Source organism: Nocardiopsis aegyptia (assembly GCF_013410755.1).
Taxonomy (GTDB): Bacteria; Actinomycetota; Actinomycetes; order Streptosporangiales; family Streptosporangiaceae; genus Nocardiopsis; species Nocardiopsis aegyptia.
The window spans coordinates 4537878-4563281 of the sequence record NZ_JACCFS010000001.1 but is presented as its reverse complement, the minus strand read 5'-3'; the positions used below and the strand labels follow the sequence as shown (position 1 = coordinate 4563281).

Here is a 25404-nt window from a genome sequence, read left to right as displayed (position 1 = left end):
TCAGGGCCGCAGGTCCTCGGGGATCTCGATGCCCTGCTCCTCGTAGTAGCGGATGGCACCGGGGTGCACCGGGACGGGGCTGTTCTCGATGGTCTCGGGCACCAGGTACTCCTCGCCCGGGCCGTACACGGACACGATCTGGTCGATGTGCTCGTACATGGCCGAGGTGATCTCGTAGGCCTGGTCCTCGTTGAACTCGCCGGAGACCACCAGCGCGTTCCAGACCGCGATGGTCTCGACGTCCTCGTCGACGTCCGGGTAGGTGCCGCCGGGGATGGTGTGCTCGGTGTAGCCGCCGTAGCCGTTGACGATCGCGGAGCGCTCGTCGTCGCACATGTCGATGATGGCGATGTCCTCGGTGGTGGCGAGCTCGGTGATGCCGGCGTGGCCCTGGCCGACGACCCACGAACCAGCCTCGAGTTGGCCGTTGGACAGGGCGGCGGCCGTCTCGGCGTAGCCCAGCTGGCTCATCTCGATCTCGTCCTGGGCGATCTCCAGCGACTGGAAGACCTGGTTGGTGGTGGCCTCGTTCCCGCTGCCGACGGCACCGACGGAGTAGCGCGTGCCGACCACGTCGGAGAAGCACTCCAGACCCTCGGACTCGGCGGTGGACTGCAGGGTCACCGCGTGGAAGACGTTGGGGTAGAGCACCGCCAGGGAGTAGGTCTCCACGGGCGCGCCCTCGAAGTCGGCGGTACCGGTGAAGGCCTGGTCGGCCGCGTCGCCCTGGACGATGCCCATGTGCGCCTCGCCGCCGCCGAGCAGGCGGATGTTCTCGACCGAGGCTCCGGTCGTCTCGGCCGTGCCGGCCTGGCCGTCGATGTTCTCCTCGATGATGGTGCCGAGGGCGCCACCGATCGGGAAGTAGACACCGGTGGAGCCGCCGGTGGCGATGTTGAGCTGGTTCTGCACGGGGCCGCTGCCGAGCGCGACCTCCTCGCCCTCGGCCGGTTCCTCGGGCGGCTGGGCGCAGCTGGCCAGCATCAGAACGCTCAGGGGAAGGGCCGCCAGGGTCAACGTCGGGCGTCGCATGATCGATCGGTCCTCTCGGAAGGCCTTCAGGGGGTGTCCGGAGTGGCGCGGGCCACACCGTTCCCGAGAAACCTAGTGCGCGTCCGGTCGCGATCCGTACTCCGGGCCGGGTGAATTGAGCCTCTTCTGAGGTTGCGGGCGTATTGCTACTGTGTCGCCATGACACGGCCGCCCCGCGACTGGCTGTGGTCGGCCACCGCCACCGGCGCGGCCCTCCTGCTGGCCTCCGCCCTCCTCACCTGGTCCCATCCGCCGGCGCCCGAACCCCTCGTCCTGTCCCTGGGGACGGGCGGCGAGGGCGGCGTCTACCACGAGTACGGCTCCGGGCTGTCCTCGGTCTCCGACGACATCGAGAGCGTCGAGATCGTCACGCACACCACCGCGGCCAGCGTCGAGAACAACCTCCTGGTCGCCGGCGGCGCCATGGACGCCGCCTTCACGCTGGCCGACGTGGCGGCCCTCGCCGTCGCCGGGGACCCGCCCTTCGACGACCCCCTGCCGATCCGGGCGATCGCCCGGCTGTACGACAACCACACGCACGTCGTGGTGCGCGCCGACTCCCCCTACGAGGAGGTCGCCGACCTCGCGGGGACGACCGTGTCCCTGGGCGCCTCGGGGTCGGGCACGGAGATGATGGCCGAGCGGCTGCTCGACCTGGTCGGCCTGGAGCAGCTGCCCGGCGACGCCGATCCGGCCGCGGCCGACGGCGACGCGGTGGCGGCGGTACGGCTCTCGATCGAGCGGTCGGCGCGTGCGCTGGAGGACGGGAGTGTCGACGCGTTCTTCTGGTCGGGCGGCCTGCCCACGCGGGCCGTCGCCGACCTGGCCGAGCGGCACCCGATCCGGCTGCTCGACCTGTCCGAGCACGTCCCCGAGCTGGTGGCGGCCTACGGCGGCTACTTCGCCGAACTGCCCGTCCCCGCCGGCACCTACGCGCGTGTGCCCGCCGTGCGCACGATCGGCGTGCCGAGCCTGCTGGTGGTCGACCGGCGGATGCCCGACGACGTGGCCCAGGACCTCACCGCGCTGCTCTTCGAGTCGCGCGGGGCCCTGTCCGAGGCCCATCCGGTGGCGCTGCACCTGCATCCGCGGTCGGCGATCGCGACCCTGCCGGTGCCGCTCCACCCCGGCGCCGCCGCCTACTACCGGTCGGTCAAGTACGCGTACGACCCCTAGGGCGTGTGTGACGGATGCCGTCCGTCGCGAGCGGCGGAGCCAGTGGTGCTCTCACAAGGCCGAAGAAGGAGTCAGGGTGGTTCCCCTGTCGACTGATGAGAACGCAGTGAGAGTGCCACTGGGGCGACGCGCAGCAGGACGAGTATCCGTCACACACGCCCTAGGTGTACTGACCACGGAGGTTGGTAACACGTGAGGCGGGAGGGCCGCCGAGCGCGGTGTGGAACCGGTGGTGATTGTAGTGATGCAACCACTGCGGGAAGGCCTCCCGTCGCTCGGCCTCTGAGGTGTAAGGGCGGGCGTAGGCCCATTCCTCGGCCAGGATCCGGTTGAAGCGCTCGACCTTGCCGTTGGTCTGGGGCCGGTAGGGCCGGGTGCGCTTGTGCTTGATGCCCTGGGCGGCGAGCGCGTCGCGCCAGGCGTGGGACTTGTAGCAGGCGCCGTTGTCGGTCAGGACCCGCTCCACGGTGATGCCCACCGAAGCGAAGTAGGCCCGGGCGCGTGCCCAGAACGCGACCGCGGTCTCCTTCCTCTCATCGGCCAGGATCTCGGAGTAGGCCAGGCGGGAGTGGTCGTCCACGGCGTTGTGGATGTAGGCGTAACCGGCCCCGGAGCGGTGTTTGCGGCCCTGGGGCCGTCCCAGCGCCCGGTGGCCTCCGCCGGCGGGGATGTTGCCGCTCTTCTTGACGTCCACGTGCACGAGCTCGCCGGGCCGGTCCCGTTCATAGCGGCGCACCACCCGGCTGGTGGCCCGGTCGGTGTGGGCCAGGCGGGGCATGCGGTAACGGGTCAGGATCCGGTGCACGGTCGAGGCGTGCATGCCCAGGTGGCCGCCGATGCGGGCCGGCCCCCACCGTTTGAGGACACGGAGTTTGATGACGCGGCGCTCCCGCCGGGTGGGGGTGCGCCGGGGTGAGCGGGCCGGGCGGCTGGAGCGGTCGTGCATACCGGCTTCGCCGTGTTGCCGGTAGCGGCCGGCCCACTTGCGGGCGGTGGTGACCGCGACCTGGAAGCGTTCGGCGGCACGCCGTAGTGGCCACTGGTCGTCGACCACGCAGCGGGCCAGGGCGAGGCGCCCTGCGGGGGCCAGGCGGGCGTTGGCGTGGGTAGTGTGGGGCATCGAGGGCCTTCTGGTGGGTCGGTGTAGACGTGGTAATCCACACCGATACCGAAGGCCCTCTTCTCGTGTGTCAGCCGGGGTGGGTGTTACCAACCTCCGTGGTCAGTACACCTAGGCCGGCCGGACGCCTCAACCCGGGAACCCTCGCCCCCTGAGCCGTCCGGTCACAGCGGCAGGCGGATGCGGGCGTCGATCCCGTGCGGGCGCGCCGGGCGCAAGGCCAGCTCCGCGCCCTGCAGCTCCAGCAGGGTGACGACGATGGACAGCCCGAGCCCGCTGCCGCCCACCCCGTCGTGGCCGTCCCGCCAGAACGGCCGCGTCGCGCTGCCCAGCTGGTCCTCGGACAGGCCGGGACCGTCGTCGACCACGTGCACGTCCACGTACTCCGTGCCGTCCTCGGCGCGCACGGCCCCGTGCACGCGCACCACGATCCGCACCCCCGGCCCGCCGAACTTCAGGGCGTTGTCGATCAGCGCGTCCAGCGCCTGGTCGAGGGTCCCCTCCACGCAGCGCACCAGCACGCCGTCCTCGGCCTCGCACTCCAGTGCGGCTCCGGCCCGTTCGGCGATGGGCCGCCAGGACTCGACCCGGTCGGCGGCCACCCGGGCGACCTCCTCGACCACCGTCGCGTGCTCGGCGTCCTCGGTACGGGCGAGCGTGAGCAGGCTGTCGCAGACCCGTGTGAGCCGGTCCACCTCGTCCAGGGCCAGGCGGTGCTCCTGCGCCCCCTCCGGCGGCAGGTGGCGGCTGAGCGAGTCCACCCGCAGCCGCAGGGCCGCCAGCGGGTTGCGCACCTGGTGCCCGGCGTAGGCCACGAAGGTGCGCTGGCTCTCCAGCATGGCGGTGATGGTGTCGGCCATCCGGTTGAACGACTCCCCCAGCCGGCGCAGCTCCACGGGCCCGGCCGCAGTGGGCACGCGCGCGTCGAGGCTGCCGCCGCTGACGGCGCGGGTGGCCTCCTCCAGGTCGTCGATGGGGCGCAGGATCCAGCGGGTGAGCGGCCCGGCGGCGGCGATGCCGACGACCAGCAGCGCGGTCGCCGCCGCCCACGCCACCGCCCACTGGGCGAGCGTGGTGCGGCGCAGCGCCCCGGTCGGGGAGGCCGTGACGGCGGCGCCGACGGTCTCCCCGGAGCGGCCGATGGGCTCGGCGACCACGAGCGGGCCCTCCTGCCAGGGGTAGACGATCGAGTCCGTGCCCATCCGGTTGCCCGCCAGCGCGATGCGCACGGCTTCGGGGATCCGGCCGTCGCCGGTGTCGGCGGCGAGGTCGTCCAGGCCGACGCCCTCCCGGGAGGCGGCGACCACCGCGCCGTCGCGGTCCACGACGAGGGCGGTGATGCCGTACAGCCGGTCGTAGGCGGCGAGTTCGCCGGCGAGGGTGTCCTCGGAGCCGGTGAGCACGCTGGGCTCGGCCAGTCCGGCGAACCGGGCGGTGTCGTTGATGCGGTCCAGGCGCATCTCGGAGGTCCCGCGCGCGGCGATGCTCACGCACAGCGGCACGGCCAGGCCCAGGCAGGCCGCGACCAGCAGGGCCACGTACACGGTCACCACGCGTCGGCGCATCGACTCCCCCGTCCCCCGGCGGGCGGTCAGGGCCGTCTGGCCGGCTGGACGGGGGCGGCGGACACGGACGGCCGCCCGGTCGCGCCGTCCGCGGCCCCCGGCGCGGCGCCGTCCGCGGCGGCCAGGCGGTAGCCGACACCGCGCACGGTCTCGATGAGGCCGGGCACGTCGAGCTTGGAGCGCAGCGTCCCGATGTGCACCTCCAGGGTGCGCAGGGTGCCGGGCCAGGAGGTCTGCCACACCCGCAGCAGCAGGTGCTCGCGGGAGACCACCGAGCCCGCCTCCCTGACCAGGGCGGCCAGCAGGTCGAACTCCTTGCGGGTGAGGTCCACGGGCTCGTCGCCGCGGGTCACGGTCCGCGTGGCCAGGTCCACGCTCAGCGGACCGAGGGCCACCGGCGGGTCCTCCGGGCGCCGCCGGGTCCGGCGCAGGACCGCCTCCATCCGGGCGCACAGCTCGTCGACGGCCAGCGGCTTGACGACGTAGTCGTCGGCCCCCGAGCGCAGCCCGCGCACGCGCTCGCTCTGGCGGCCGCGCGCGGTGACCATGATGATGCCGGTGTCGGCGCCGTCGGCGCGCTCGCGCAGGCGTCGGCAGAGGTCGATGCCGTCCATGTCGGGCAGGCCGAGGTCGAGCAGGATGATGTCGACCGGCGCGGCGCCCAGCGCGGCCTGGCCGGTGCGCACCTGGTCGACCACGTATCCGCGGCCTTCCAGCGCACCGGCCAGGGCGTCGGCGAGACGGACGTCGTCCTCGACGAGCAGCACCTTGATCATGGAGGTGGGGTCCTTCTGGAGGCTGTGCCCCGGGTGGCGGATGTCGTACCCGAACCCTAGCCGGAGAGTGTGCCGTGCGACACACTCGCCCCTCCTCCCGGGCTCCCGCCCCTCCGTTCCCGCCCTCCTCAGGGCCTGCGGACCTGCGCGTCCGGGACGATCTCCGGTGCGCCGTGCTGGATCGCGTCGGCCTCCTGGTCGGTGTCCTGTTCCTGGGCGGCGCGCTCGGCCTCGATGCCCTTGCGGTAGAACTCCACCTCGCGCCGGGTCTGCTCCTCGTCCCACTCCAGCACGCCCGCGAGCAGGTCGGCGGCCTCCTCGGCGACCGCGATCCCGCGGTCCCAGGTCTCGAAGGAGATCCGGGTGCGGCGGGAGAGCACGTCCTCCAGGTGGCGGGCGCCCTCGGCCTGCGCCGCGTAGACGACCTCCGCACGCAGGTAGTCGTCGGCGCCGGCCAGCGGGCGGCCGAGGTCGGGCCGGTCGCGGATCATGGCGAGCACGTCGTGGATGGAGGAGCCGTAGCGGCGCAGCAGGTGGCCGATCCTGGACACGTGGAGGCCGGAGTGGCGCGCGAGCACGTGGCGCTGGTTGGCCAGGGCGGCGAATCCGTCGGCGCCCACCAGCGGCAGCCGGTCGGTGACCGAGGCGGGGACCGCGCCGCCCAGCCCGTGCGCGACGGCGTCCACGGCGTCCTCGGCCATCACCCGGTAGGTGGTGTACTTGCCGCCCGCGATGAGGACCAGGCCGGGTACGGGGTGGGCGACGGTGTGCTCGCGGGACAGCTTGGAGGTCTGCTCCGACTCCCCGGACAGCAGCGGGCGCAGTCCGGCGTACACGCCCTCCACGTCGTCGCGGCCCAGGGGCGTGCGCAGCACCTGGTTGACGTGGTCCAGCACGTAGTCGATGTCGGCGCGGCTGGCGGCGGGGTTCTCCTTGTCCAGGTCCCACGCGGTGTCGGTCGTGCCGATGATCCAGTGCCGTCCCCACGGGATGACGAACAGGACGCTCTTCTCGGTGCGCAGGATCATGCCGGAGGACGCCTGGATGCGGTCGCGCGGGACGACCAGGTGCACGCCCTTGGAGGCGCGCACGTGGATCTGTCCGCGGCCGCCCACCATCTCCTGGATGTCGTCGGTCCAGACCCCGGCGGCGTTGACGACCTGGCGTGCGCGGATGCGCACCTCGTCGCCGGTCTCCAGGTCCCTGGCGTCGGCGCCGACGACGTGTTCGCCCTCCCGTAGGAAGCCCACCGCCTGCACGCGGGGGGCGATGCGCGCGCCGAGCCCGGCGGCGGTGCGCAGCACGGTGGTGACGAAGCGGGCGTCGTCCACCTGGGCGTCCCAGTACTGGACGGCCCCGGCCAGGGCGTCGCGCCGGAGCGCCGGGAAGACCCGCAGGGCTCCGGACCTGGTCAGGTGCCGGTGCGCGGGCAGCCCGCGGTTGTTGCGGGAGGTCAGGGCCAGGGCGTCGTAGAGCGTGACGCCCGCGCCGATGTAGGCGCGCTCCCAGTGGTGGGAGAACGGGAAGAGGAAGGGCACCGGCCGGACCAGGTGCGGCGCGATCGTGGTGAGCAGCAGACCGCGCTCGTGGAGGGCCTCGCGGACCAGCTCGAAGTCCAGCTGCTCCAGATAGCGCAGGCCGCCGTGGATGAGCTTGCTGGATCTGCTGGAGGTGCCCGAGGCGAAGTCGCGCGCCTCGATCAGCGCCGTGGACAGTCCCCGCGACACCGCGTCCAGCGCGATCCCGGCCCCGACGATGCCGCCGCCGACCACGAGGACGTCGAACTCCTCCTCGGCCATCGCCGCGAGTGACGCCGCGCGCTCCTTCGGTCCCAACCAGGTGCTCGCCATCCGCCCGTCCCTCCGTCTCGACGGGTGCTCCCGTCCGGGCGCCTACCCGCCCGGCCGGCCCGCCCCTCAGACCGCTCCGAGGTCTCAGGCTAACCGGGTCGCGCCGAGCCCAGGGGACGCCGCGCGCCCCACGGGCGTGTCCCGCCCCCCCGTGGGCCGCGCGGCCGGTCCCGGAAGGCGGTCAGGACGGCGCGGACTCCTCCGTCCGGGGCCGGCGCAGCGCCAGGGCGAGGAAGGCGGCGGCGATCGTGACCGCGCCGCCGACCCAGGAGGCGGTGGCGAGCCCTCCGGCCGTGGCGGCCCCCTCCCCGGTCCCGCCCGCGTTGGCCACGGCGACCAGCGCGGCCAGCCCCAGGGCGCCGCCGATCTGCTGGGCGGTGGAGACCATCGCCGAGCTCACGCCCTGTTCGTCGGGGCCCACCCCGGCTCCCGCCGCGGCGAAGACCGCCGGGTAGGTGGTCCCGGCCGTGATGCCGAGCATGACCACGGCGGGCAGCAGCGCCCAGTACGAGCCCGACGCCACGCCGGCCGCGAAGGCCAGGGCGGTGGCCCCCACGCCGAGGGTGCCGGTGAACAGGGCGGCGCGCACGCCCCAGCGGTTCAGCAGCGGCGGCAGGAGCAGCATCGATCCGGCCATGGCGGCGGCGCCCTGGGGCAGGAAGCCCAGGCCGGCGACGAGCGGGCTCAGGCCCAGGACGTCCTGGACGTGGGACGTGTACACGTAGTGCAGCGTGTTGACGATGCCCATGAGCACGAGGATGAGCGCCGTCGTCACGACCAGGGAGCGGTGGGTGAGCAGCCGGGGCGGCAGCAGCGGGTCCGCGGTGCGGCGCTCGACGACGGCGAGCACGCCCAGCACGGCCGCGCCGAGGGCGACGGCACCCGTGCTCTCCGGGGCGAGCCACCCGGCGTCCTGGGCGCGGAAGACGCCGAACACCAGGAGCAGGGCCCCGGCGGTGACCAGTACTCCGCCGAGGGCGTCGAAGCCGCCCGCGCCGCGCGCGCGGCCGTCGGCGGGCAGGACGCGCGGGGCGCCGAGCACGGTGACCAGGGTCAGCGGTACGAGCACCCAGAACACCGCGGACCAGCCGAAGGCGCTGGTCAGGATGCCCCCGACCGCTCCCCCGGCGAGGGCGCCGAAGGCTCCGGCGGTGCCCCACACGGCCAGGGCCCGGTTGCGCTCGGGACCGGCGGCGAACACGGTGTTCACCAGCGCCAGGGTGGCGGGGAACAGGGCCGCGGCGCCCAGGCCCTGCGCCGCCCGTGCGGCGACGAGCACGGCGGGGTGGAGGGCCAGGGCCCCGACGACGGAGGCGGCGCCCATCAGGGCCGCGCCCAGGACGAGGACGCGGCGGGCGCCGAGCCGGTCCGCGGCACGGCCGCCCAGGAGCAGGAAGCCGCCGAAGCCGAGCGCGAAGGCGTTGACGACCCAGGGCAGCGAGTTCGGCGAGAAGCCGAGCGCCCGGCCGATCTCGGGGAGCGCGATGTAGACGACGTTGAAGTCCACGGAGACCGCGAAGTGGGCCAGGGCGAGGACGGCGAGCGCGAGGGCGGGCCGGGTCCCGCGGGTGGGAGCGGGGACTGCTGTGGTGGTCATGTCTCTTCCTTCGGGGAGCGCAGGTAGTTCAGCGCTGGAATATTGAGCACGAGACTAACGGCAGATATTTCAGCGCGCAATATTTCAGCGTGGTAATATCTGACCATGAGCGATCAGCCGGACTGCCTCGACACGACCGAGGAGCGCACCTGGGACGCCGCCGTCCTGGCCTTCCGCCTGCTCGACCAGCGCGTCGAGCACGACCTCCAGGAGGAGGTCGGCCTCCCCCTGACCTACTACGAGCTCTTGGTCATGCTCTCGAAGGACCCCCACGGCTCACTGCGGATGAGCGAGCTGGCCGAGCGCACCCACACCCGGCCCAGCCGGATCTCGCACGCCGTCCGCAAGCTCACCGAGGGCGGCTGGGTCGAGCGCCGGCACTGCGAGGACGACCGGCGCAGCTGGTTCGCGGTGCTCACCGACCAGGGCCGTGAGCTGCTGCGCGACGCGGGCGCCCGCCACGTGCGCAGCATGCGCGAGTACGTGTTCGACGTCCTCACCCCGGAGCAGCGGGACCAGCTGCTGGACATCAGCCGCACCCTCCTGGGCCGGCTCGACCCCGACCACGCCGCCGAGTACGGCGCCCGCGTCCGGAGCGGTCCTCAGGAGGCGTCGGCGTAGGCGTGCGCGTAGGCGAGCACGTCGTTGAGGTAGGTCCGTGAGCTGTTGTAGGTCAGGATCGCCGACTCCCAGTCCTGGGCCGAGGTGAGGTCGCGCCCGCCCCCGCACAGGTAGCGCCCGGCCGAGAGCGCGGCGTCGTCGATGCTGTGCGGGTCGGGGTCGCCGCCCTCCAGCGAGGCCCCCCACCGCACCCACGTCCCGGGGATGAACTGCATCGGGCCCACCGCGCGGTCCCACTCGGTGTCGTCGTCGTAGCGCCCGCCGTCGGTGTCCCGGATGGCGCGGGTGTTGTTCGTTCCGTCCAGCGGGATGCCGATGATGTCGACGGTCGTCAGGCCGTCCGAGCCGATCTCGCCCCCGCCGTGCGTACCGTGCCTGGTCTCCACGTAGCCGATGCCGGCCAGCGTGGGCCAGGACAGGCGGCAGGAGGGCTGTTCCTCGGCCAGGACGAGTTGGGCGCTGGCGTACCCCTCCAGCGCGCGGCGCGGGATGGTGGTCGACTCCGCCACCTCGTCGAGCCAGTCGCCGCTGGGCCGCGGCGCTCCCGCCGGGGCCTGCTGCTCGTCGGCCCCGGTGTCGGCCCCGGCGACCGCCTCCTCCTCAGGCCCCCGCTCCGACCCGTCGTCGGGGGTGACCTCGGAGGTGCTCGGCGGCGCGGTGAGCCCGTCGTGCGGCGGGGTCTCGATCGAGCCGTCCTCCGGCTCGCTCCCCTCGGCGGCGGAGGGCCCAGACCAGGTGTCCAGGGCCGTGGAGATCCGGTTGGCAACGTAGACGAGACCGCCGGTGACCAGCAGGCACACGGCCAGGGCCGCACACGCCGCCACCAGCGGACCACGACCTCGGTCGCCGGTCCGGTCGCCACGGGGAGCCCGACGCTTGCCCATCGCCCCGCCCTCCTTCACGTGTTCGTCAACTGCGGACCATGCGAGACCAAAGTACGCGATGGGCGCCGAGTGCCGGTGCCTTCCGCTGCCTCGCAGGCTCGGCCTCGGGACACGCGAAAGGGCGCCCCGCGCACGGGACGCCCAGGGGACCGCGGTGTCAGCGGTGCGGGTTGACCACGACCTCGACCCGCTGGAACTCCTTGAGGTCGGTGTAGCCGGACGTGGCCATGGTGCGGCGCAGGGCACCCATGAGGTTCATGGAGCCGTCGCTCGTGGACGCCGGCCCGTGCAGGATCGCCTCCAGGTCGCCGATCGTGCCGACGTTGACCCGCTCGCCGCGCGGCAGCTCGCTGTGGTGCGCCTCGCTGCCCCAGTGGTAGCCGCCGCCGGGCGCCTCGGTGGCCCGCGCCAGCGGGGAGCCCACCATGACCGCGTCCGCGCCGCAGGCCAGCGCCTTGGCGATGTCGCCGCTGCCGGTCATGCCGCCGTCGGCGATGACGTGCACGTAGCGGCCGCCCGACTCGTCGAGGTAGTCGCGGCGGGCCGCGGCCACGTCGCCGATCGCGCTCGCCATCGGCACCGCCACGCCCAGGACCGAGCGTGTGGTGTGCCCCGAGCCGCCGCCGAACCCGACGAGCACGCCGGCCGCGCCGGTGCGCATCAGGTGCAGGGCCGCGGTGTAGGTGGCGCAGCCGCCGACGACGACCGGGACGTCGAGGTCGTAGATGAACTGCTTGAGGTTGAGCGGCTCGGCGCGGCCCGACACGTGCTCGGCCGACACCGTGGTGCCGCGGATCACGAAGATGTCCACCCCGGCGTCGACGACGGCCTTGTGGTACTGCGCGGTGCGCTGCGGCGACAGCCGCGCGGCCGTCACCAGCCCGGCGTCGCGGATCTCCTCGATCCGGCGGCCGATCAGCTCCTCCTGGATCGGCGCCGCGTAGATCTCCTGGAGCCGCTTGGTGGCGGCGACGTCGTCCAGCTCACGGATCTCCGACAGCAGCGGCGCCGGGTCCTCGTAGCGGGTCCACAGCCCCTCCAGGTCCAGGACGCCGAGGCCGCCCTGGCGGCCGACGGCCACGACCGTCTCGGGCGACGCGACGCTGTCCATGGGACTGACCACCAGGGGCGTCTCGAACCGGTAGGCGTCGATCTGCCAGGCGATGGACACCTCCTCCGGGTCCCGCGTGCGGCGCGCCGGCACGATCCCGATCTCGTCGAGCTCGTAGGCACGACGCCCGTTCTTGCCCAACCCGATCTCCACCTGTGCCAACGCTTCGATCCCCTCTGACGTGCGACGCCGGTCGGTCAACCGGCGTGTCTCCTGCAGCGGAGAGTCTATCGGCCCACAGGTCGGGCCGGGTTTCCCCTACGCCCCGACCGCCACACCGACCGCCACACCGACGGCCCGCTCCAGATCGGCCCACAGGTCCTCGACGTCCTCGATCCCGACACTGATCCGGATGAGCCCCTCCGCGATGCCCGCCCGGGCCAGCCCCGCGGCGTCCAACGCGCGGTGCGAGGTGCTCGCCGGGTGCATGACCAGGGTCCGCACGTCCCCGAGGGAGGGCGCGAGCGCCGCCAGTTCGACCGAGGACGCGAACGCGCGGCCCGACGCCAGGCCGCCGGCCAACTCGAACGCGATCACGCCGCCGAAGCCGCCGTCGAGGATCCGCCGGGCGGTCGCGTGTCCGGGGGCGTCCGGCAGCCCGGGGTAGTGCACGGCCGTGACCCCCGGGTGGGCGGCCAGGCGCTCGGCGAGTACCTGCGCGCTCGCGCACTGGCGGGCCACGCGCACCGCGAGCGTGCTGAGCCCGCGGCTGATCAGCCAGGCGGCGAAGGGGTCCAGCACCGCGCCGAACTCGGCGGTGCGCGCGCGGACCGCGGCCAGCGTCCCGGAGTCGGCGAACACGGCGACCCCGCCGATGGTGTCGGAGTGGCCGCCCATGTACTTGGTCGCGGAGTGCACGACGACGTCGGCGCCGTGTTCGACGGGCCGGCAGAGCACCGGTGTGGCGAAGGTGTTGTCCACGACGGTCCTGGCACCGGCCTCCCGGGCCAGCGCGGTCAGGGCGGGCAGGTCGGCGACCCGGCCGGTCGGGTTGGCGATGGTCTCCAGCAGCAGCACGTCCGTCCCGGGGGTGAGCGCGGCACGGACGGCGTCGAGGTCGTCGACGTCGACCTTGACGACGTCCACGCCCCACCGTTCGCGCAGGTCGTCGAGCAGGCCCTCGGTGCCCCCGTAGAGCCGGTCCTGGGCGACCACGCGGCGGCCGGAGCCCAGCAGCGCCCAGAGGGTGGAGGTGATCGCGCCCATCCCCGAGCCGGACGCGATCGCGCCCGTCCCCCCTTCGAGGTCGGCCACCGCGGCCTCCAGGGCCGCCACGGTCGGATTGCCGTAGCGGGCGTACACGTAGGGCGAGCCCGGCCCCTCGAAGGCGGCGGCCATGGCGTCGGTGTCGGTGAAGGCGAACGTGTGCGACTGGTAGAGGGGCGTGCCCAGCGGGGTGCTGCCCTCCACCGGTTCGACGGGTCGGTGCACGGTACGGGTGTGGATGTGAGGTGCCATGCCCCCACTCTGACCGCCCCGCCGCCCCGGCGGCAGAGCCAATCGGGCAGAATTGGATCCATGAGCGAGCCAATCTCCCCCGGCGACCTGACCGCCCTGCTCGGCCGCTGGGCGGCCGGACGCGGACCGCTCTACCGCCTCCTCGCGACGCGGCTGCGCGGGCTCATCGACGAGGGCGCGCTGGCGCCCGGCGCCGGGCTGCCCGCCGAACGGCGGCTGGCCGCCCGGCTGAGCGTGGGGCGCGGCACGGTCGTGGCCGCCTACGACCTGCTGAGCGAGGAGCGCCGCCTGGTCCGCCGGCGCGGCAGCGGCACCCGTGTGGCCCCGGGCCCCGACCCGGTGCCCGAGCCGGCCCGCCGCACGCACGACGGGTCGCTGTTCCTCAGCATGTTCGAGCCCGTCGCCGGGACCCTCACGCTGACCTGCGCCGCCCCGGACGCGCCGCCCCCCGAACTCCGCACGGCCTACCGGGAGGCGACGGCCAGGGTGGACGTGCTCGCCAACGACATCGGCTACCACCCCGCGGGCCTGCTCGAACTGCGCACCGTCATCGCGGAGCGCTTCACCGAGCGGGGGCTGCCCACCTCGCCGGACGAGGTGCTCGTGACCAACGGTGCCCAGCAGGCGCTGGACCTGCTGGTGCGCTGCCACGTGTCGGCCGGGGACACCGTCCTCGTGGAGCGGCCGACCTACCCGGGGGCGCTGGCCCTGTTCGGGGAGGCCGCCGCCCACGTGCGCACGGTCGACACCGGCCCCGACGGCGTGGACGTGCCCGCCCTGCTGGAGGGGATGGCCGACGCCCCCGCGCTCACCTACCTCATCCCCTCGTTCCACAACCCGACCGGCGCGGTGCTCCCCCCGCTGCTGCGGCGCCGGATCGCGGCGGCGGCCGGGGAGCACGACGCCCTGGTCGTGGACGACGAGACCATGGTCCACCTGGGCTTCGACGGCCCGGTACCGGCCCCGCTGGCGTCCTTCCCCGGCGGGGAGGACATCGTCACCGTGGGTTCGCTGAGCAAGCTGGTGTGGGGCGGGCTGCGGATCGGCTGGATCCGGGCCCGGCGCCCGGTCCTGGAGCGGCTGCGCCGCACGAAGACCCTCACCGACCTGGGCGGCGACGTGCTCTCACAGCTGGCCGCGGCCCACCTGCTCCGCGACCTGGAACCCGTCTCGCGACGGCGCGGCGCGGAACTGCGCCGACAGCACGACCGGCTGGTGGCCGAACTCGGGCGGCGCCTGCCCGACTGGGAGTTCGCACCCGCCTCCGGCGGGCAGACCCTGTGGGTGCACCTGCCCCACGGCGACTCGGCGTCCTTCTCCCAGGTGGCGCTCCGCCACGGAGCCGCCCTGCTGCCCGGCGACAGCCTGTGCGCCGGGGGCGGCGGCGCGTCCTGGCTACGGCTGCCGTTCCTCGCCTCGTCCGAGACGCTGACCGAGGCCGTCGACCGCATCGCCCGCGCCTGGAAGCACTACGGCGAGGCGGACACCCCGCCCGCGCCTCCGCTGGGAGCGCTGGCCGTGTGAGGGTTCGGGTTGGGTTCGGGTTGGGTTCGGGGCGCTTCACGCCGGGGTGGGCTCGGGGCGCTTCACGCCGGGTTGGGTTCGGGGCGCTTCACGCCGGGTCCTTCGTCGTCGCTACTGCCTGGCTCGCAAGCTCGCTGGCGGCAGAGACTCCTCCTGCAGGCACCGGCGCGCCCCTCACCCCCTGCTTGCCTTGGGCCTCCGCTCGTTCCTCGCTTTGGCCCGATCAACCCCCCTGCGGTCCCCAGGAGCACATCGTTCACGTCCAACCCCCTGTGGTCCCCACGAGCTGAACCGCGCACCTCCAACCCCCTGGGGTTCACGTAGACCGACGTGTGCACGTCCACCCCCCAGCCCCGGCAGCACCACGCGCATGCTCAGACCCCCTGCCTCAGAGCCAGCGGGTTGCCGCCGTACGGAAGCGGCCTGCCTCAACCCAAAGGGGTGAGAGGTAGGCCGTTCAGCCAGGCTGCATGCAGGGGGTTGGAGCTGCCCGACATTGGCCTACGTCCACCCGAGGGGGTGGAGGTAGGCCGTTCAGTGTTGGGGGCTACAGGGGGGTTGAAGCCTCTACAGGTGAGGGGACCGCTGGGGGGTTCGCGAGGGGCGCGCCAGTGTTCTGCAGGAGGAGACGGGGCCGCAGCGAGCTTGCGAGCAAGGCAAGTCGACGACGAAGAACACTGGCTACTCGGCGCCCCGAGCACGGGCCAAAGCGAGGAACGAGCGGAGGCCCCAAAAAGACACAGGCGAAGGCCCCGTCCTAAAGGCACCCGAGCGCCCCCCGGATGTCGTCCAGCCCGTCGAGGGCGCGCCCGTCCACGTCGGAGGGGTCGACCTCGGCCCGCGCGGCCAGGGACTCCGCCAGCGCGACGGAGGTATCGCTGAGCACACGGAAGCGCCGCGCGGTGTGCCCGAGGCACAGCCCTGCGAGGCCGAGCAACTGGTTCCCGCTCTCGGCGCGATCGGCGACCAGGGCGCAGCAGCGCTCAACGAACTCCTGGTCATCGTCGTACAGCGCCGACCCGACCAGCGCGCTCGCGGCGCGAAGCTCCCACGAGGGTTCGGCCAGGGCGCGCTCCAGCGTCGCGAGCACCTCGCTCCGCGGCAGCAGGGCGGGGTTCTCGTAACGCATCCGCGGGTTCTAGCGGGCGTTGTAGTTGGGCGCCTCGACGGTCATGGTGATGTCGTGCGGGTGGCTCTCCCGCAGGCCGGCGCTGGTGATGCGCATCAGCTGGCCGCGCTCGCGCAGGTCGGCCACGGTGCGCGCACCGGCGTACCACATGGACTGGTGCAGGCCGCCGACCAGCTGGTGGGCGACCGCGGAGAGCGGGCCGCGGAAGGGCACCTGGCCCTCGATGCCCTCGGGGACGAGCTTGTCCTCGGCGGCGACGTCGGCCTGCGCGTAGCGGTCCTTGGAGTAGGACCGGCCGCGCATGGCGCCCAGGGAGCCCATGCCGCGGTAGGCCTTGAACTGCTTGCCGTTGATGAAGATCAGTTCGCCGGGGCTCTCCTCGACACCGGCCAGCAGGCTGCCGAGCATGACGGTGCTGGCGCCGGCGACGATGGCCTTGGCGATCTCGCCGGAGTACTGCAGACCGCCGTCGGCGATGAGCGGCACGCCCGCCGGGCCGCAGGCCTTGCCCGCTTCCAGGATGGCGGTGAGCTGCGGGGCGCCCACGCCGGCGACCACGCGTGTGGTGCAGATGGAGCCCGGGCCCACGCCGACCTTGACGGCGTCGGCGCCGGCATCGACGAGCAGCTGCGCACCGGCGCGGGTGGCCACGTTGCCCGCGACGATGTCGGCGCGGGAGTTGGCCTTGAGTTTGGCGATCATGTCGGCCAGGCCCGCGGAGTGCCCGTGCGCGGTGTCCACGACGAGGAAGTCGACCCCGGCGTCGACGAGCAGTTTGGCGCGCTCTTCGGCCTCGGCGCCCACGCCCACGGCGCCGCCGACCACGAGGCGCCCGTCGGCGTCCTTGGTGGCGTCGGGGAACTGCTCGCTCTTGATGAAGTCCTTGACGGTGATGAGCCCGCGCAGGCGGCGGTCGTTGTCGACGAGGGGGAGCTTCTCGACCTTGTGGCTGCGCAGCAGCTCGAAGGCGCGTTCACGGCTGACGCCCACCGGCGCGGTGACCAGGTCCTCGGTGGTCATGACGTCGCGGACCAGGCGGGTGCGGTCCTGCTCGAAGCGCATGTCGCGGTTGGTGACGATGCCGACCAGGCGGCCCTGGGCGTCGGTGACGGGGACGCCGGAGATCCGGTAGTGGGAGCACAGGCGCTCGACCTCGGCGAGGTCGTCCTCGGGCTGGCAGGTGACGGGGTCGGTGACCATGCCGGCCTCGGAGCGCTTGACCAGGTCGATCTGGGCGGCCTGCTCCTCGGCGGAGAGGTTGCGGTGCAGCACGCCCGCGCCGCCGTTGCGGGCCATGGCCACGGCCATCCGGGCCTCGGTGACGGTGTCCATCGCCGCGGACAGCAGCGGGATGCGCAGGGAGATGTTGCGGGACAGCCGGGTCGAGGTGTCCACCTCGCCGGGCTGGAGGTCGGAGTAGGCCGGTACCAGCAGGACGTCGTCGTAGGTCAGCCCCGGCGGGAGCAGCTTGTCCCCGTAGTCGCTGTACTCCTGGACCATGACACAACCTCCGCTGTTCCGGCACACCTGCGCGGATTCGCCCCCGCGTGTCACCTCATCCTAGGGCGTGGACCCGGCCGCCCCACGAGGAACGGCCTGTTGGAACGGTCACGCAGGCAAAAAGTGATCCGTCTCACAGTTTGAGATCGGGGTCGTTCGGTCCGGTGGAGCGGTGGTAGCGGCAGTAGCCCCGGGCCCGGGCGGACGGGCGGCGGGGGCACACACGGCGCCCGCGGTCCCGGCCGGCGTGCTCAGGTGAAGAGGCGGTTCGCCACGGCCACCTGCCGAAGCCGAGCAATAGCTCGGTGCTGGGCAACCCGTACCGCACCCGCCGACATTCCAAGTACATGTCCCGTCTCATCCGCTGTCAGACCCGCGATCACCCTCATGATCAGGAGTCTGCGTTGCTGTTCCGGCAGTTCGTCGAGGAGGTCTCTGGCGCGCTGGGCCTCGATGCCGCGCACCGCCGACTCCTCCGGCCCGGGGCCGTCGTCGGCCCGCTCGGGCACGGAGTCCGTGGGCACCGTCTCCACCCGGCCCGCCACACGCAGGGTGTCGGCGACCTTGTGGGCGGCGATCCCGAAGACGAAGGAGGCGAAGGGCCGCCCCCGGTCCTGGTAGCGCGGTATCGCCGTGAGCAGCGCGATGCACACTTCCTGGGCGACGTCGTCGGAGTAGTGCGCGAGCCCGGAGACCCGGGCCAGCCGTGCGCGACAGTACCGGACGACCATCGGCCGGACCTCCCGCAGGAGCGAGTCCATGGCACCGTCGTCCCCTCGAACCGCGAGCGAGCCGAGATGGTTCAACCCCGTGTCACGCGCAGTGGAGTCCGGCTCCCCGTGCGTCCCTGGCCGCTGCGCGGTAACGCCCCCCCGGGCGCCTGCATCCGTCACGTTACGAATGATGCCCGCACCGAGGGACCCAACCGCCCCAATCGCCAACTACGGAATGGTCACGTTTTGGAAAATTCACCAGAAAACGACCCGCTCAAAGCGAGGAATCCCACGAAACCCGTGATAGAAGGCGCCTCCCGAACGGCGTCCACCGCACCCGAAGACGGGGGCCGGACGCGTGTCGCGTCCCGCCCCCGTACCGGACCCGTGACCGCGCCGGGGCGCGGTCGTCACGACCGAATCTAGTGGCCGTGCCCGTGGCCGTCGTCGGCCTCGTCCTCGGGCTTGTCCGCGACCAGCACCTCGGTGGTCAGCAGCATGCCCGCGATGGACGCGGCGTTCTGGACGGCGGAGCGCGACACCTTGACGGGGTCGATGATGCCCTCGGCGGTCAGGTCGCCGTAGACGCCGGTCGCGGCGTTGTAGCCGTGGCCGACCTCCATCTCGGACACGCGGTGGGTCACCACGTAGCCCTGGGCACCGGCGTTCTCCGCGATCCAGCGGGCGGGCTCGACCAGCGCGCGGCGGACGATCGACACACCGGTCGCCTCGTCGCCCTTCAGGCCCAGGTCGCCCAGGGCCGTGGAGGCGTGCACCAGGGAGGCGCCGCCACCGGCGACGATGCCCTCCTCGATGGCCGCACGGGTCGCCGAGATGGCGTCCTCCAGGCGGTGCTTCTTCTCCTTGAGCTCGACCTCGGTGGCCGCGCCCACGCGCAGCACCGAGACGCCGCCCGCGAGCTTGGCCAGGCGCTCCTGGAGCTTCTCGCGGTCCCAGTCGGAATCGCTCGCCTCGATCTCCTTGCGGATCTGGCGGATGCGGTCGTCGACCTCGCTCTGGTCACCGTTGCCGTCCACGATGGTGGTGGCGTCCTTGGTGACCGTGATGCGGCGGGCGCTGCCCAGGGCCTCCACACCGGCGTTCTCCAGGGTCAGGCCGACCTCTTCGGAGATGACCTGGCCGCCGGTGACGACGGCGATGTCCTGGAGCATGGCCTTGCGGCGCTCACCGAAGCCGGGCGCCTTGACCGCGGCGACGTTGAGCGTGCCGCGCATCTTGTTCAGCACCAGGGCACCCAGGGCGTCGCCCTCGATGTCCTCGGCGATGATCAGCAGCGGCTTCTTCGTCTCCTGGACGACCTTCTCCAGCAGCGGGAGGAGCTCGTTCAGGTTTCCGATCTTGCCCTGGCTGATGAGGATCTGGGCGTCCTCCAGCACCGCCTCCTGGCGGTCGGCGTCGGTGACGAAGTAGGGCGAGACGTAGCCCTTGTCGAACTGCAGGCCCTCGGTGAAGTCGAGGGACAGGTCGAAGGTCGGGGACTCCTCGACCGTGATGACGCCGTCCTTGCCGACCTTGTCGAAGGCCTCGGCGATGAGGTCGCCGATCTGGGCGTCCTGAGCGGAGTTGGTCGCCACGTAGGCGATGTCCGCGCGCTCCTCGACGGGGCGGGCGCGCTCCAGCAGGATCTCGGCGACCCGGTCGGCGGCCAGGTCGATGCCGCGCTTGAGGGACATCGGCGAGGCGCCGGCGGCGACGCTGCGCAGGCCCTCGCGCACGAGCGCCTGGGCCAGGACGGTGGCGGTGGTGGTGCCGTCACCCGCGGCGTCGTTGGTCTTGGTGGCGACCTCCTTGACCAGCTGGGCGCCCAGGTTCTCGTAGGGCTCGTCCAGCTCGATCTCACGGGCGACGGTCACACCGTCGTTCGTGATGGTGGGCGCACCGAACTTCTTGTCGATGACGACGTTGCGGCCGCGCGGGCCGAGCGTGACCTTCACCGCGTCGGCGAGACGGTCGACGCCCCGCTCGAGGGCGCGGCGAGCGTCGTCCTCGAACTCCAGGATCTTCGGCATGTGTGCGTGCTTCCTTTGACCGTGGTCGGAAAAGTGCGTCCCGCACCCGCACGGCGATGTGCCGGCCGGTGCGGGACGCGCATGGCTCCTGGCCCGCGATGGCGGGCCGTGCCGAGGTGGGTGTCCCCCCAGGGCGTGTTCCGCGAATGCTCACCCTGCTGCGGGCGGCATCCACGGAACGCGCCCTGACGCGGGGTGCCGCCTACTTCTCGACGACCGCGAGGATGTCGCGGACGGAGAGGACCAGGTACTCCTCGCCGTCGTACTTGACCTCGGTGCCGCCGTACTTGCTGTACAGGACGACGTCGCCGACGTTCACGTCCAGCGGGATGCGCTTCTCGCCCTCGTCGTCCCAGCGACCGGGACCGACGGCCAGGATCTCGCCCTCCTGGGGCTTCTCCTTGGCGGTGTCCGGGATGACCAGACCGGAAGCCGTGGTCTGCTCGGCCTCCAGGGTCTTGACCACGACGCGGTCCTCGAGCGGCTTCAGCACGGTCTTGGTGGCGGTCGACACGGTGTGACCTCCCCCTTCAAAATTTCGATGTCCTGAGATCGGCCCGCGCGGGCGCACGGACCGGCTGCGAAAAAGGGGCGACCACGGCGGCCTGTCGTCGCGGGTGCCAGACCGGCCTCGTCGCGATTAGCACTCTACCCCTGCGAGTGCCAGAATGGAAATGTGGCGGGAAGGCCTGGTCGGCCGGGCTTTCGTGGCACGCGCCCCAGGCGGCACCGGGGAGGGTGACAGGCGCCGCACCACCCGACTCCTGGAGGTCCGATGCACCTGCCCGCCTTCGAGGCCCTGCTCACCGACGCGGGCGCGGAGCTGCTGGCGGACGTGGACCCGGAGGCGGCCGCCGCGGACCGGCTCGCCACCGCCTCGCGGCTGCGCGGCGACCCCCGTCTGGCCGCGCTCGATCCCGCCCTACCCGTTTCCGATCTGGTCAATGCCGCCCTGAACCAGGTCCTGTTGCGCAGGCGCGGCCGGGCCAAGTTCGGGGACCGCGCCGAGCGGATGTACTTCACTCCCGACGGCCTGGAGCAGTCGACGCGGTACGTCGTGGCGGCCTACCGCGCCGAGCGCACGGCCGCGGTCGCGGACGCCGTCCTCGACGGGGCGGTGGCGGGCGACCTGTGCTGCGGTGTGGGCGCGGACCTGCTCGCGCTGGCCGAGCGGGGCGTCCCCGTCGAGGGCGTGGACGCCGACCCGCTGACCGTGGCCGTCGCGCGCGCCAACGTGGCCGCGCTGGGCCTGGCGGACCTGGCCCGGGTACGGGAGGGCGACGCCGCCGAGGCCGCCCCGGGGGCCTACCCGCTGCTCTTCTGCGACCCGGCCCGGCGCGGCGGGCGCGGCCGGGTGTTCGACCCGGCGGCCTACTCCCCGCCGTGGGACGTGGCGGTCCGCCTGGCCGAGGGCTCCGGCGCGGCCTGCCTGAAGGCCGCGCCCGGCCTGCCGCACGAGGCGATCCCGGCGAGCGCGTCCGCCGAGTGGATCTCCGTGGACGGCGAGTTGAAGGAGACGGCCCTGTGGTTCGGCGCGGCTGCCGAGGGGCCGCGCCGCCGGGCGACCGTCCTCAGCGAGCGCGAGGGGGCGGGCGGGGCGTGGGGGAGCCTGGACGAGGAGCCCGGCCTGGGCGCCGCGCCCGTGGCTCCGGCACGGCGGTACCTGTACGACCCGGACCCGGCCGTGGTGCGCTCCCACCTGGTCGCGGAGGCGGCGGCGCGGGTGGACGGCGCGCTGCTGGACGAGCGGATCGCCTACTTCACCGCCGATCGGGCGGTGCCCTCGCCCCTGTGGCGGGTGCTGGAGGTGACCGAGGTGATGCCGTTCTCGCTCAAGCGCCTGCGGTCGGCCCTGCGCGCGCGGGGCGCCGGGACGGTCACGGTCATGAAGCGGGGGTCGGCGGTGGACACCGAGAAGCTGCGCCGCGACCTGCGGCCGTCGGGCCCCGCGTCGGCCACGGTGGTCCTCACCAGGATCGGCGAGCGGCCCGTGGCACTGCTGTGCCGTGAGCTCGCGGACGCCGGCGCGCACTGAGCCGGGGGCCGGCGCACTGAGCCTCGGCGGCCCGACCGGCGGCCCGGTCGGCGCCCCGTCCGGCGGCCACGGCCCCCACCTGCGCGAAGCGCGCGATACGGTCACCCGACGCAATGACATCGTTACCTCACACCCCACATTCTTTCGCCTTCCCCTGGGGCCGGGGACGGACGTGTCGTTAAACTAGGGCGTGTTCCGCGGATACCCACCCTGCTGCGCGACGCCCCAGCGGCACTCTCGCTGCGTTCTCATCAGTCGACAGGAGAACCACCCTGACTCCTTCTTCGGCCTTGCGAGAGCACCAATGGACGCGCCGCTCGCGACGGGCGGCATCCACGGAACACGCCCTAGCGGCGCCGCATGCTTTCCCCTCTCATGGATCCATCCGGAAGGCCGTGGTCGAGCGATCCGTTTCACGGTGGCACGACCACGGGAACCCGCCCCCCGTGTATACACAGCGTCACACTTCAGTCACAGTGAGGCATTAACGGGGCGCGGGTGCCTCCCACCCGGGGACCATCGAGAACCCGACCGCCCGGAACCACCGTCCACTCCCCCGGGCCGGTTCGGGAGCGCCAGAAGATCAAGGAGCACCTCGGTGGAACAGACCAATCACAACTTCCTCACCGGAGGAGGTCAGGCCGGGATCTCCGACCGGATGCGTGACCTGCTCTCCCAGGCCGCCCACGAGCACGACTCCGAACAGAAGTCGCAGGGTGCCGTCAGCGAGGAGATGCGCCAGCGACTGGAGGGCATGGAGTGGCTGCTGCGCGAGTTGCGCGAGCGTGAGCTCACCGCCCTCGGCGAGTCGATCACCAAGGTCGACGGCCGGATCGACGATCTGCTCTCCCGCCCCCCGGAATGGGCGGAGACCCTCGCGGAGCACATCGAGATCGTCGGCCAGCAGGTCAAGCCCCTCTCGGACATGCCGTCCCTGCGCGCCGACACCCACCGCATCGCCGGGCACCTGGACACCGCCCTCACCCGGCTCCAGCGCATGGCCGAGACGGGCAACCGCACGTCCGAGCAGATCGCGGAGGTCGGTGAGCGGCTGACCGGCCTGAGCGAGAAGGTCGACGCCCGCCTGGACGCGCTCGACGGCGCCCTGGCGGCGCTGGCCGAGCGGACCGAAGGGCTGGAGGCCTCCCTCACCTCGCTGGCCGAGTCCGCGGGCGAGCGGCACGAGGCCCTCACCGCCACGGTCACGGAGACCCTGGCGGCCGGCCGGGCCGAGCTCGGCGAGGCGGTCCAGGCGAGCCGGGAGGCCGTCACCACCGCCGTCGGCGAGGCCCGCGAAGCGCTGGCCGCCGCCGACGAGCGGCTCGGTGAGACCGTCACCGCCAAGGTCGCCGAGACCGCCGGCGAGCTGCGGACCCACACCGACGAGCGGGTGGCCGAGCTGCGCTCGTTCGTGTCCGAGCGCACCACGGAGCAGCACGAGGCCCTGCTGGCCAAGCTGCAGGAGAACACCGGCGAGCTGGGCGAGCGGACCAGCGCCCTGGCCGAGGAGCTCGGCGCCCTGGCCACCGCCTCCGGCGAGCGCCACGACGCCCTGGCGGCGAAGCTCACCGAGAGCGTCGGCTACCTGAGCACCCAGGGCGAGGAGAACCACGCCGAGGCCACGGCCGCCGTCGCCGACGTCACGGGCTCGCTGGCCAAGCTGCGCGAGAACCACGAGTCCTCGCTCACCGAGCTCCGTTCGCACCTGCGTCAGCGCCTGTCCGAGCTGAGCGAGCAGATGGAGCTGGGCCGCACCGAGGCCCGCGAGCACGACGAGGCCGCCGCCGAGCGGCTGCGCGAGGCCGTCCTGGAGCGCACCGACGCCCTGAGCGCCCGGGTCGCCGAGGACGCGGAGAAGGTCTCCGCCGACCTCACGGAGCTGCGCGGCTTCGTCGAGGAGAACGACACCCGCCTCGCCGCGGAGGCGGCCGAGCGCCACCAGGAGCTCACCGAGACCCTGGGCGAGCAGGTCCGGTCCCACCAGAGCGCGCTGGACGAGCGCCTGGAGCGCCAGCGCGAGTCCCTCACGGCCAAGGTGGACAACCACCTGTCGCAGATCACCGGCAAGGTCGACCACGAGCTGGGCCGCCTCACCGACCGCTTCGACACCTTCGAGGGCCACTTCGAGGGCAGCTTCGAGGGGATCGAGGGCAAGATCGACGGTGTCGACGGCCGGATCGACGGGCTCAACGGCCGCTTGGACGGCCTCGACGGCCGGGTCAACGGGGTCGAGGGCCAGTTCGAGGGGGTCAGCGGGCACTTCGAGGGCGTGGACGGCCGGATGGAGGCCATCGACGACCGCCTGGAGGCGCTCAACCAGCGGCTCAACCAGCTGCCGCAGACGATGGAGATCACCGAGCTGCACCGCCGCCTGACCGAGCTGGTCGACCGCCCGCAGCTGGACCACTCCGGCAAGCTCGACGAGATCGACCAGCACGTGACCTCGGCGATCGAGCCCGTCCTGCGCGAGCTCAAGCAGCGGCCCGACCGGCAGGAGTTCGAGGAGACCGTCACGGAGGCGGTCGAGAACTCGCACGACGACGTCACCAAGCGGTTCACGTCCCTGGAGGAGACGGTGCTCGCGCTCGCCGAGGCGCTGCTGCGCCCGGGTCGCGACGGCAAGAAGAAGAAGCGCCGCGACGACGACGAGGACGACGAGTAGCCCCACCCGTCACCCGCCATCGCCCGGTCGGGCGCTCCGCGCACGGCCGGGCTACCACCCTCAACCGACACCTCCGGCGCAGACCCACCCGTCACCCCGGGGGTGCTCCGGATCGACACGGCGGGGGCCGGTGCGCGACACGCGCACCGGCCCCGCCGCCGTCGGCCGGTCACCCGTCCGCGAGCATGTCCAGGTAGTGCTGGTTGTACATCACGCCCAGGACGTTGCCGAAGGGGTCGGTCACCGCGGCGGTGACGAACCCCTCGCCCCGGACCGTGAGGGGGTCGTACTCCTTGGCGCCCAGCGCCAGCAGCCGCTCGACGGCGGCCTCCACGTCGTCGACGTGCCAGTACACGACCACCCCGCCGGGACCGGAGTGCCCGGCCGGGGGCGCGAAGCGGCGGTCGATGATGCCCAGCTCGTGCTGGTGGTCGCCGAGGCGGAACTCGACGTAGGCGGTGGCACCGCCCGGGCCCGGGCGCTCGAAGTACGGCTCGGCCCCCAGCGCCTCGGTGTACCAGCGGGCGGCCTCGGCGACGTCGTCCGCCCACAGGCTGATGGTGGTGAGTCCTCGCAGCATGGTGGTCCCCTTCTCGTGCCCCGCGCGTCCCGCGGAGTTCG

The 25404-nt window shown here is 73.0% G+C and carries 20 protein-coding genes; 5 read left to right on the top strand and 15 right to left on the bottom strand.

Going from position 1 to position 25404, the window contains the following annotated elements; all coding sequences use genetic code 11:
* Entirely contained in the window at window positions 1–1032 is a 1032-nt protein-coding gene (locus HNR10_RS20420) for a TAXI family TRAP transporter solute-binding subunit (RefSeq protein WP_179825972.1), read from the bottom strand.
* Window positions 1033–1191: 159 nt separating this feature from the next.
* Here HNR10_RS20420 and HNR10_RS20415 point away from each other — a divergent pair, with 159 nt between their 5' ends.
* Window positions 1192–2208, top strand: coding sequence for a TAXI family TRAP transporter solute-binding subunit (locus HNR10_RS20415; RefSeq protein WP_179825971.1), 1017 nt, complete (start codon window positions 1192–1194; stop codon window positions 2206–2208).
* A 160-nt stretch (window positions 2209–2368) separates the two neighbouring features.
* Here the strand turns inward: HNR10_RS20415 and HNR10_RS20410 are convergent, their stop codons facing one another.
* The 5 genes from HNR10_RS20410 to HNR10_RS20390 all read right to left on the bottom strand — a co-directional run bounded on the left by HNR10_RS20410 (window position 2369) and on the right by HNR10_RS20390 (window position 9116).
* Complete coding sequence (locus HNR10_RS20410; protein ID WP_179822977.1) at window positions 2369–3328, bottom strand: IS481 family transposase; 960 nt, start codon at window positions 3326–3328, stop codon at window positions 2369–2371.
* Window positions 3329–3492: 164 nt separating this feature from the next.
* A complete protein-coding gene (locus HNR10_RS20405; protein WP_179825970.1) occupies window positions 3493–4893 on the bottom strand; it encodes a sensor histidine kinase in 1401 nt (466 codons plus the stop codon).
* Between the two features lie 26 nt (window positions 4894–4919).
* Window positions 4920–5669 (bottom strand): response regulator transcription factor, encoded by a 750-nt coding sequence (locus HNR10_RS20400; protein WP_179825968.1) that lies wholly within the window; start codon window positions 5667–5669, stop codon window positions 4920–4922.
* Between the two features lie 128 nt (window positions 5670–5797).
* Window positions 5798–7519, bottom strand: a complete 1722-nt coding sequence (glpD, locus tag HNR10_RS20395; protein ID WP_179825966.1) for a glycerol-3-phosphate dehydrogenase — start codon at window positions 7517–7519, stop codon at window positions 5798–5800.
* A gap of 181 nt (window positions 7520–7700) precedes the next feature.
* Complete coding sequence (locus HNR10_RS20390) at window positions 7701–9116, bottom strand: MFS transporter (protein WP_179825964.1); 1416 nt, start codon at window positions 9114–9116, stop codon at window positions 7701–7703.
* A 105-nt stretch (window positions 9117–9221) separates the two neighbouring features.
* On the opposite strand from HNR10_RS20390, the gene HNR10_RS20385 reads away from it, so the two are divergent.
* On the top strand, window positions 9222–9737 hold the full coding sequence (locus tag HNR10_RS20385) for a MarR family winged helix-turn-helix transcriptional regulator (RefSeq protein WP_179825962.1): 516 nt from the start codon (window positions 9222–9224) through the stop codon (window positions 9735–9737).
* On the opposite strand, the gene HNR10_RS20380 is transcribed toward HNR10_RS20385, so the two are convergent.
* The 3 genes from HNR10_RS20380 to HNR10_RS20370 form a co-directional block, all read right to left on the bottom strand.
* Window positions 9719–10621, bottom strand: coding sequence for a lytic transglycosylase domain-containing protein (locus tag HNR10_RS20380; RefSeq protein WP_179825960.1), 903 nt, complete (start codon window positions 10619–10621; stop codon window positions 9719–9721). The genes HNR10_RS20385 and HNR10_RS20380 overlap by 19 nt on opposite strands.
* Before the next feature lie 157 nt (window positions 10622–10778).
* Window positions 10779–11885 carry a GuaB3 family IMP dehydrogenase-related protein gene (locus tag HNR10_RS20375; RefSeq protein WP_179829848.1) on the bottom strand — a complete coding sequence of 369 codons (1107 nt, stop codon included), beginning with the start codon at window positions 11883–11885 and terminating at the stop codon, window positions 10779–10781.
* Between the two features lie 105 nt (window positions 11886–11990).
* Window positions 11991–13190 carry a trans-sulfuration enzyme family protein gene (locus tag HNR10_RS20370; RefSeq protein WP_179825958.1) on the bottom strand — a complete coding sequence of 400 codons (1200 nt, stop codon included), beginning with the start codon at window positions 13188–13190 and terminating at the stop codon, window positions 11991–11993.
* A gap of 60 nt (window positions 13191–13250) precedes the next feature.
* On the opposite strand from HNR10_RS20370, the gene HNR10_RS20365 reads away from it, so the two are divergent.
* Window positions 13251–14714, top strand: a complete 1464-nt coding sequence (locus HNR10_RS20365) for an aminotransferase-like domain-containing protein (protein ID WP_179825956.1) — start codon at window positions 13251–13253, stop codon at window positions 14712–14714.
* A gap of 757 nt (window positions 14715–15471) precedes the next feature.
* Here HNR10_RS20365 and HNR10_RS20360 read toward each other — a convergent pair.
* The 5 genes from HNR10_RS20360 to groES all read right to left on the bottom strand — a co-directional run bounded on the left by HNR10_RS20360 (window position 15472) and on the right by groES (window position 20600).
* Entirely contained in the window at window positions 15472–15843 is a 372-nt protein-coding gene (locus HNR10_RS20360) for a hypothetical protein (RefSeq protein ID WP_218897891.1), read from the bottom strand.
* 9 nt (window positions 15844–15852) lie between these two features.
* Window positions 15853–17343 (bottom strand): IMP dehydrogenase, encoded by a 1491-nt coding sequence (guaB, locus tag HNR10_RS20355; RefSeq protein WP_179825954.1) that lies wholly within the window; start codon window positions 17341–17343, stop codon window positions 15853–15855.
* 251 nt (window positions 17344–17594) lie between these two features.
* Window positions 17595–18236: a sigma-70 family RNA polymerase sigma factor gene (locus HNR10_RS20350; RefSeq protein ID WP_376769764.1), complete on the bottom strand. Its 642-nt coding sequence runs from the start codon at window positions 18234–18236 to the stop codon at window positions 17595–17597.
* Window positions 18237–18478: 242 nt separating this feature from the next.
* Window positions 18479–20086: a chaperonin GroEL gene (gene groL / locus HNR10_RS20345; RefSeq protein WP_179825952.1), complete on the bottom strand. Its 1608-nt coding sequence runs from the start codon at window positions 20084–20086 to the stop codon at window positions 18479–18481.
* A 202-nt stretch (window positions 20087–20288) separates the two neighbouring features.
* Window positions 20289–20600, bottom strand: coding sequence for a co-chaperone GroES (gene groES / locus HNR10_RS20340; protein ID WP_179825950.1), 312 nt, complete (start codon window positions 20598–20600; stop codon window positions 20289–20291).
* A 261-nt stretch (window positions 20601–20861) separates the two neighbouring features.
* Between groES and HNR10_RS20335 the strand changes: the two genes are divergently transcribed.
* Both HNR10_RS20335 and HNR10_RS20330 read left to right on the top strand, forming a co-directional pair.
* Window positions 20862–22121, top strand: coding sequence for a class I SAM-dependent methyltransferase (locus HNR10_RS20335; RefSeq protein ID WP_179825947.1), 1260 nt, complete (start codon window positions 20862–20864; stop codon window positions 22119–22121).
* A gap of 598 nt (window positions 22122–22719) precedes the next feature.
* Window positions 22720–24783, top strand: coding sequence for a coiled-coil domain-containing protein (locus tag HNR10_RS20330; RefSeq protein ID WP_179825945.1), 2064 nt, complete (start codon window positions 22720–22722; stop codon window positions 24781–24783).
* Between the two features lie 169 nt (window positions 24784–24952).
* On the opposite strand, the gene HNR10_RS20325 is transcribed toward HNR10_RS20330, so the two are convergent.
* Window positions 24953–25363 (bottom strand): VOC family protein, encoded by a 411-nt coding sequence (locus HNR10_RS20325; RefSeq protein ID WP_179825943.1) that lies wholly within the window; start codon window positions 25361–25363, stop codon window positions 24953–24955.
* Between the last annotated feature and the right edge of the window lie 41 nt (window positions 25364–25404).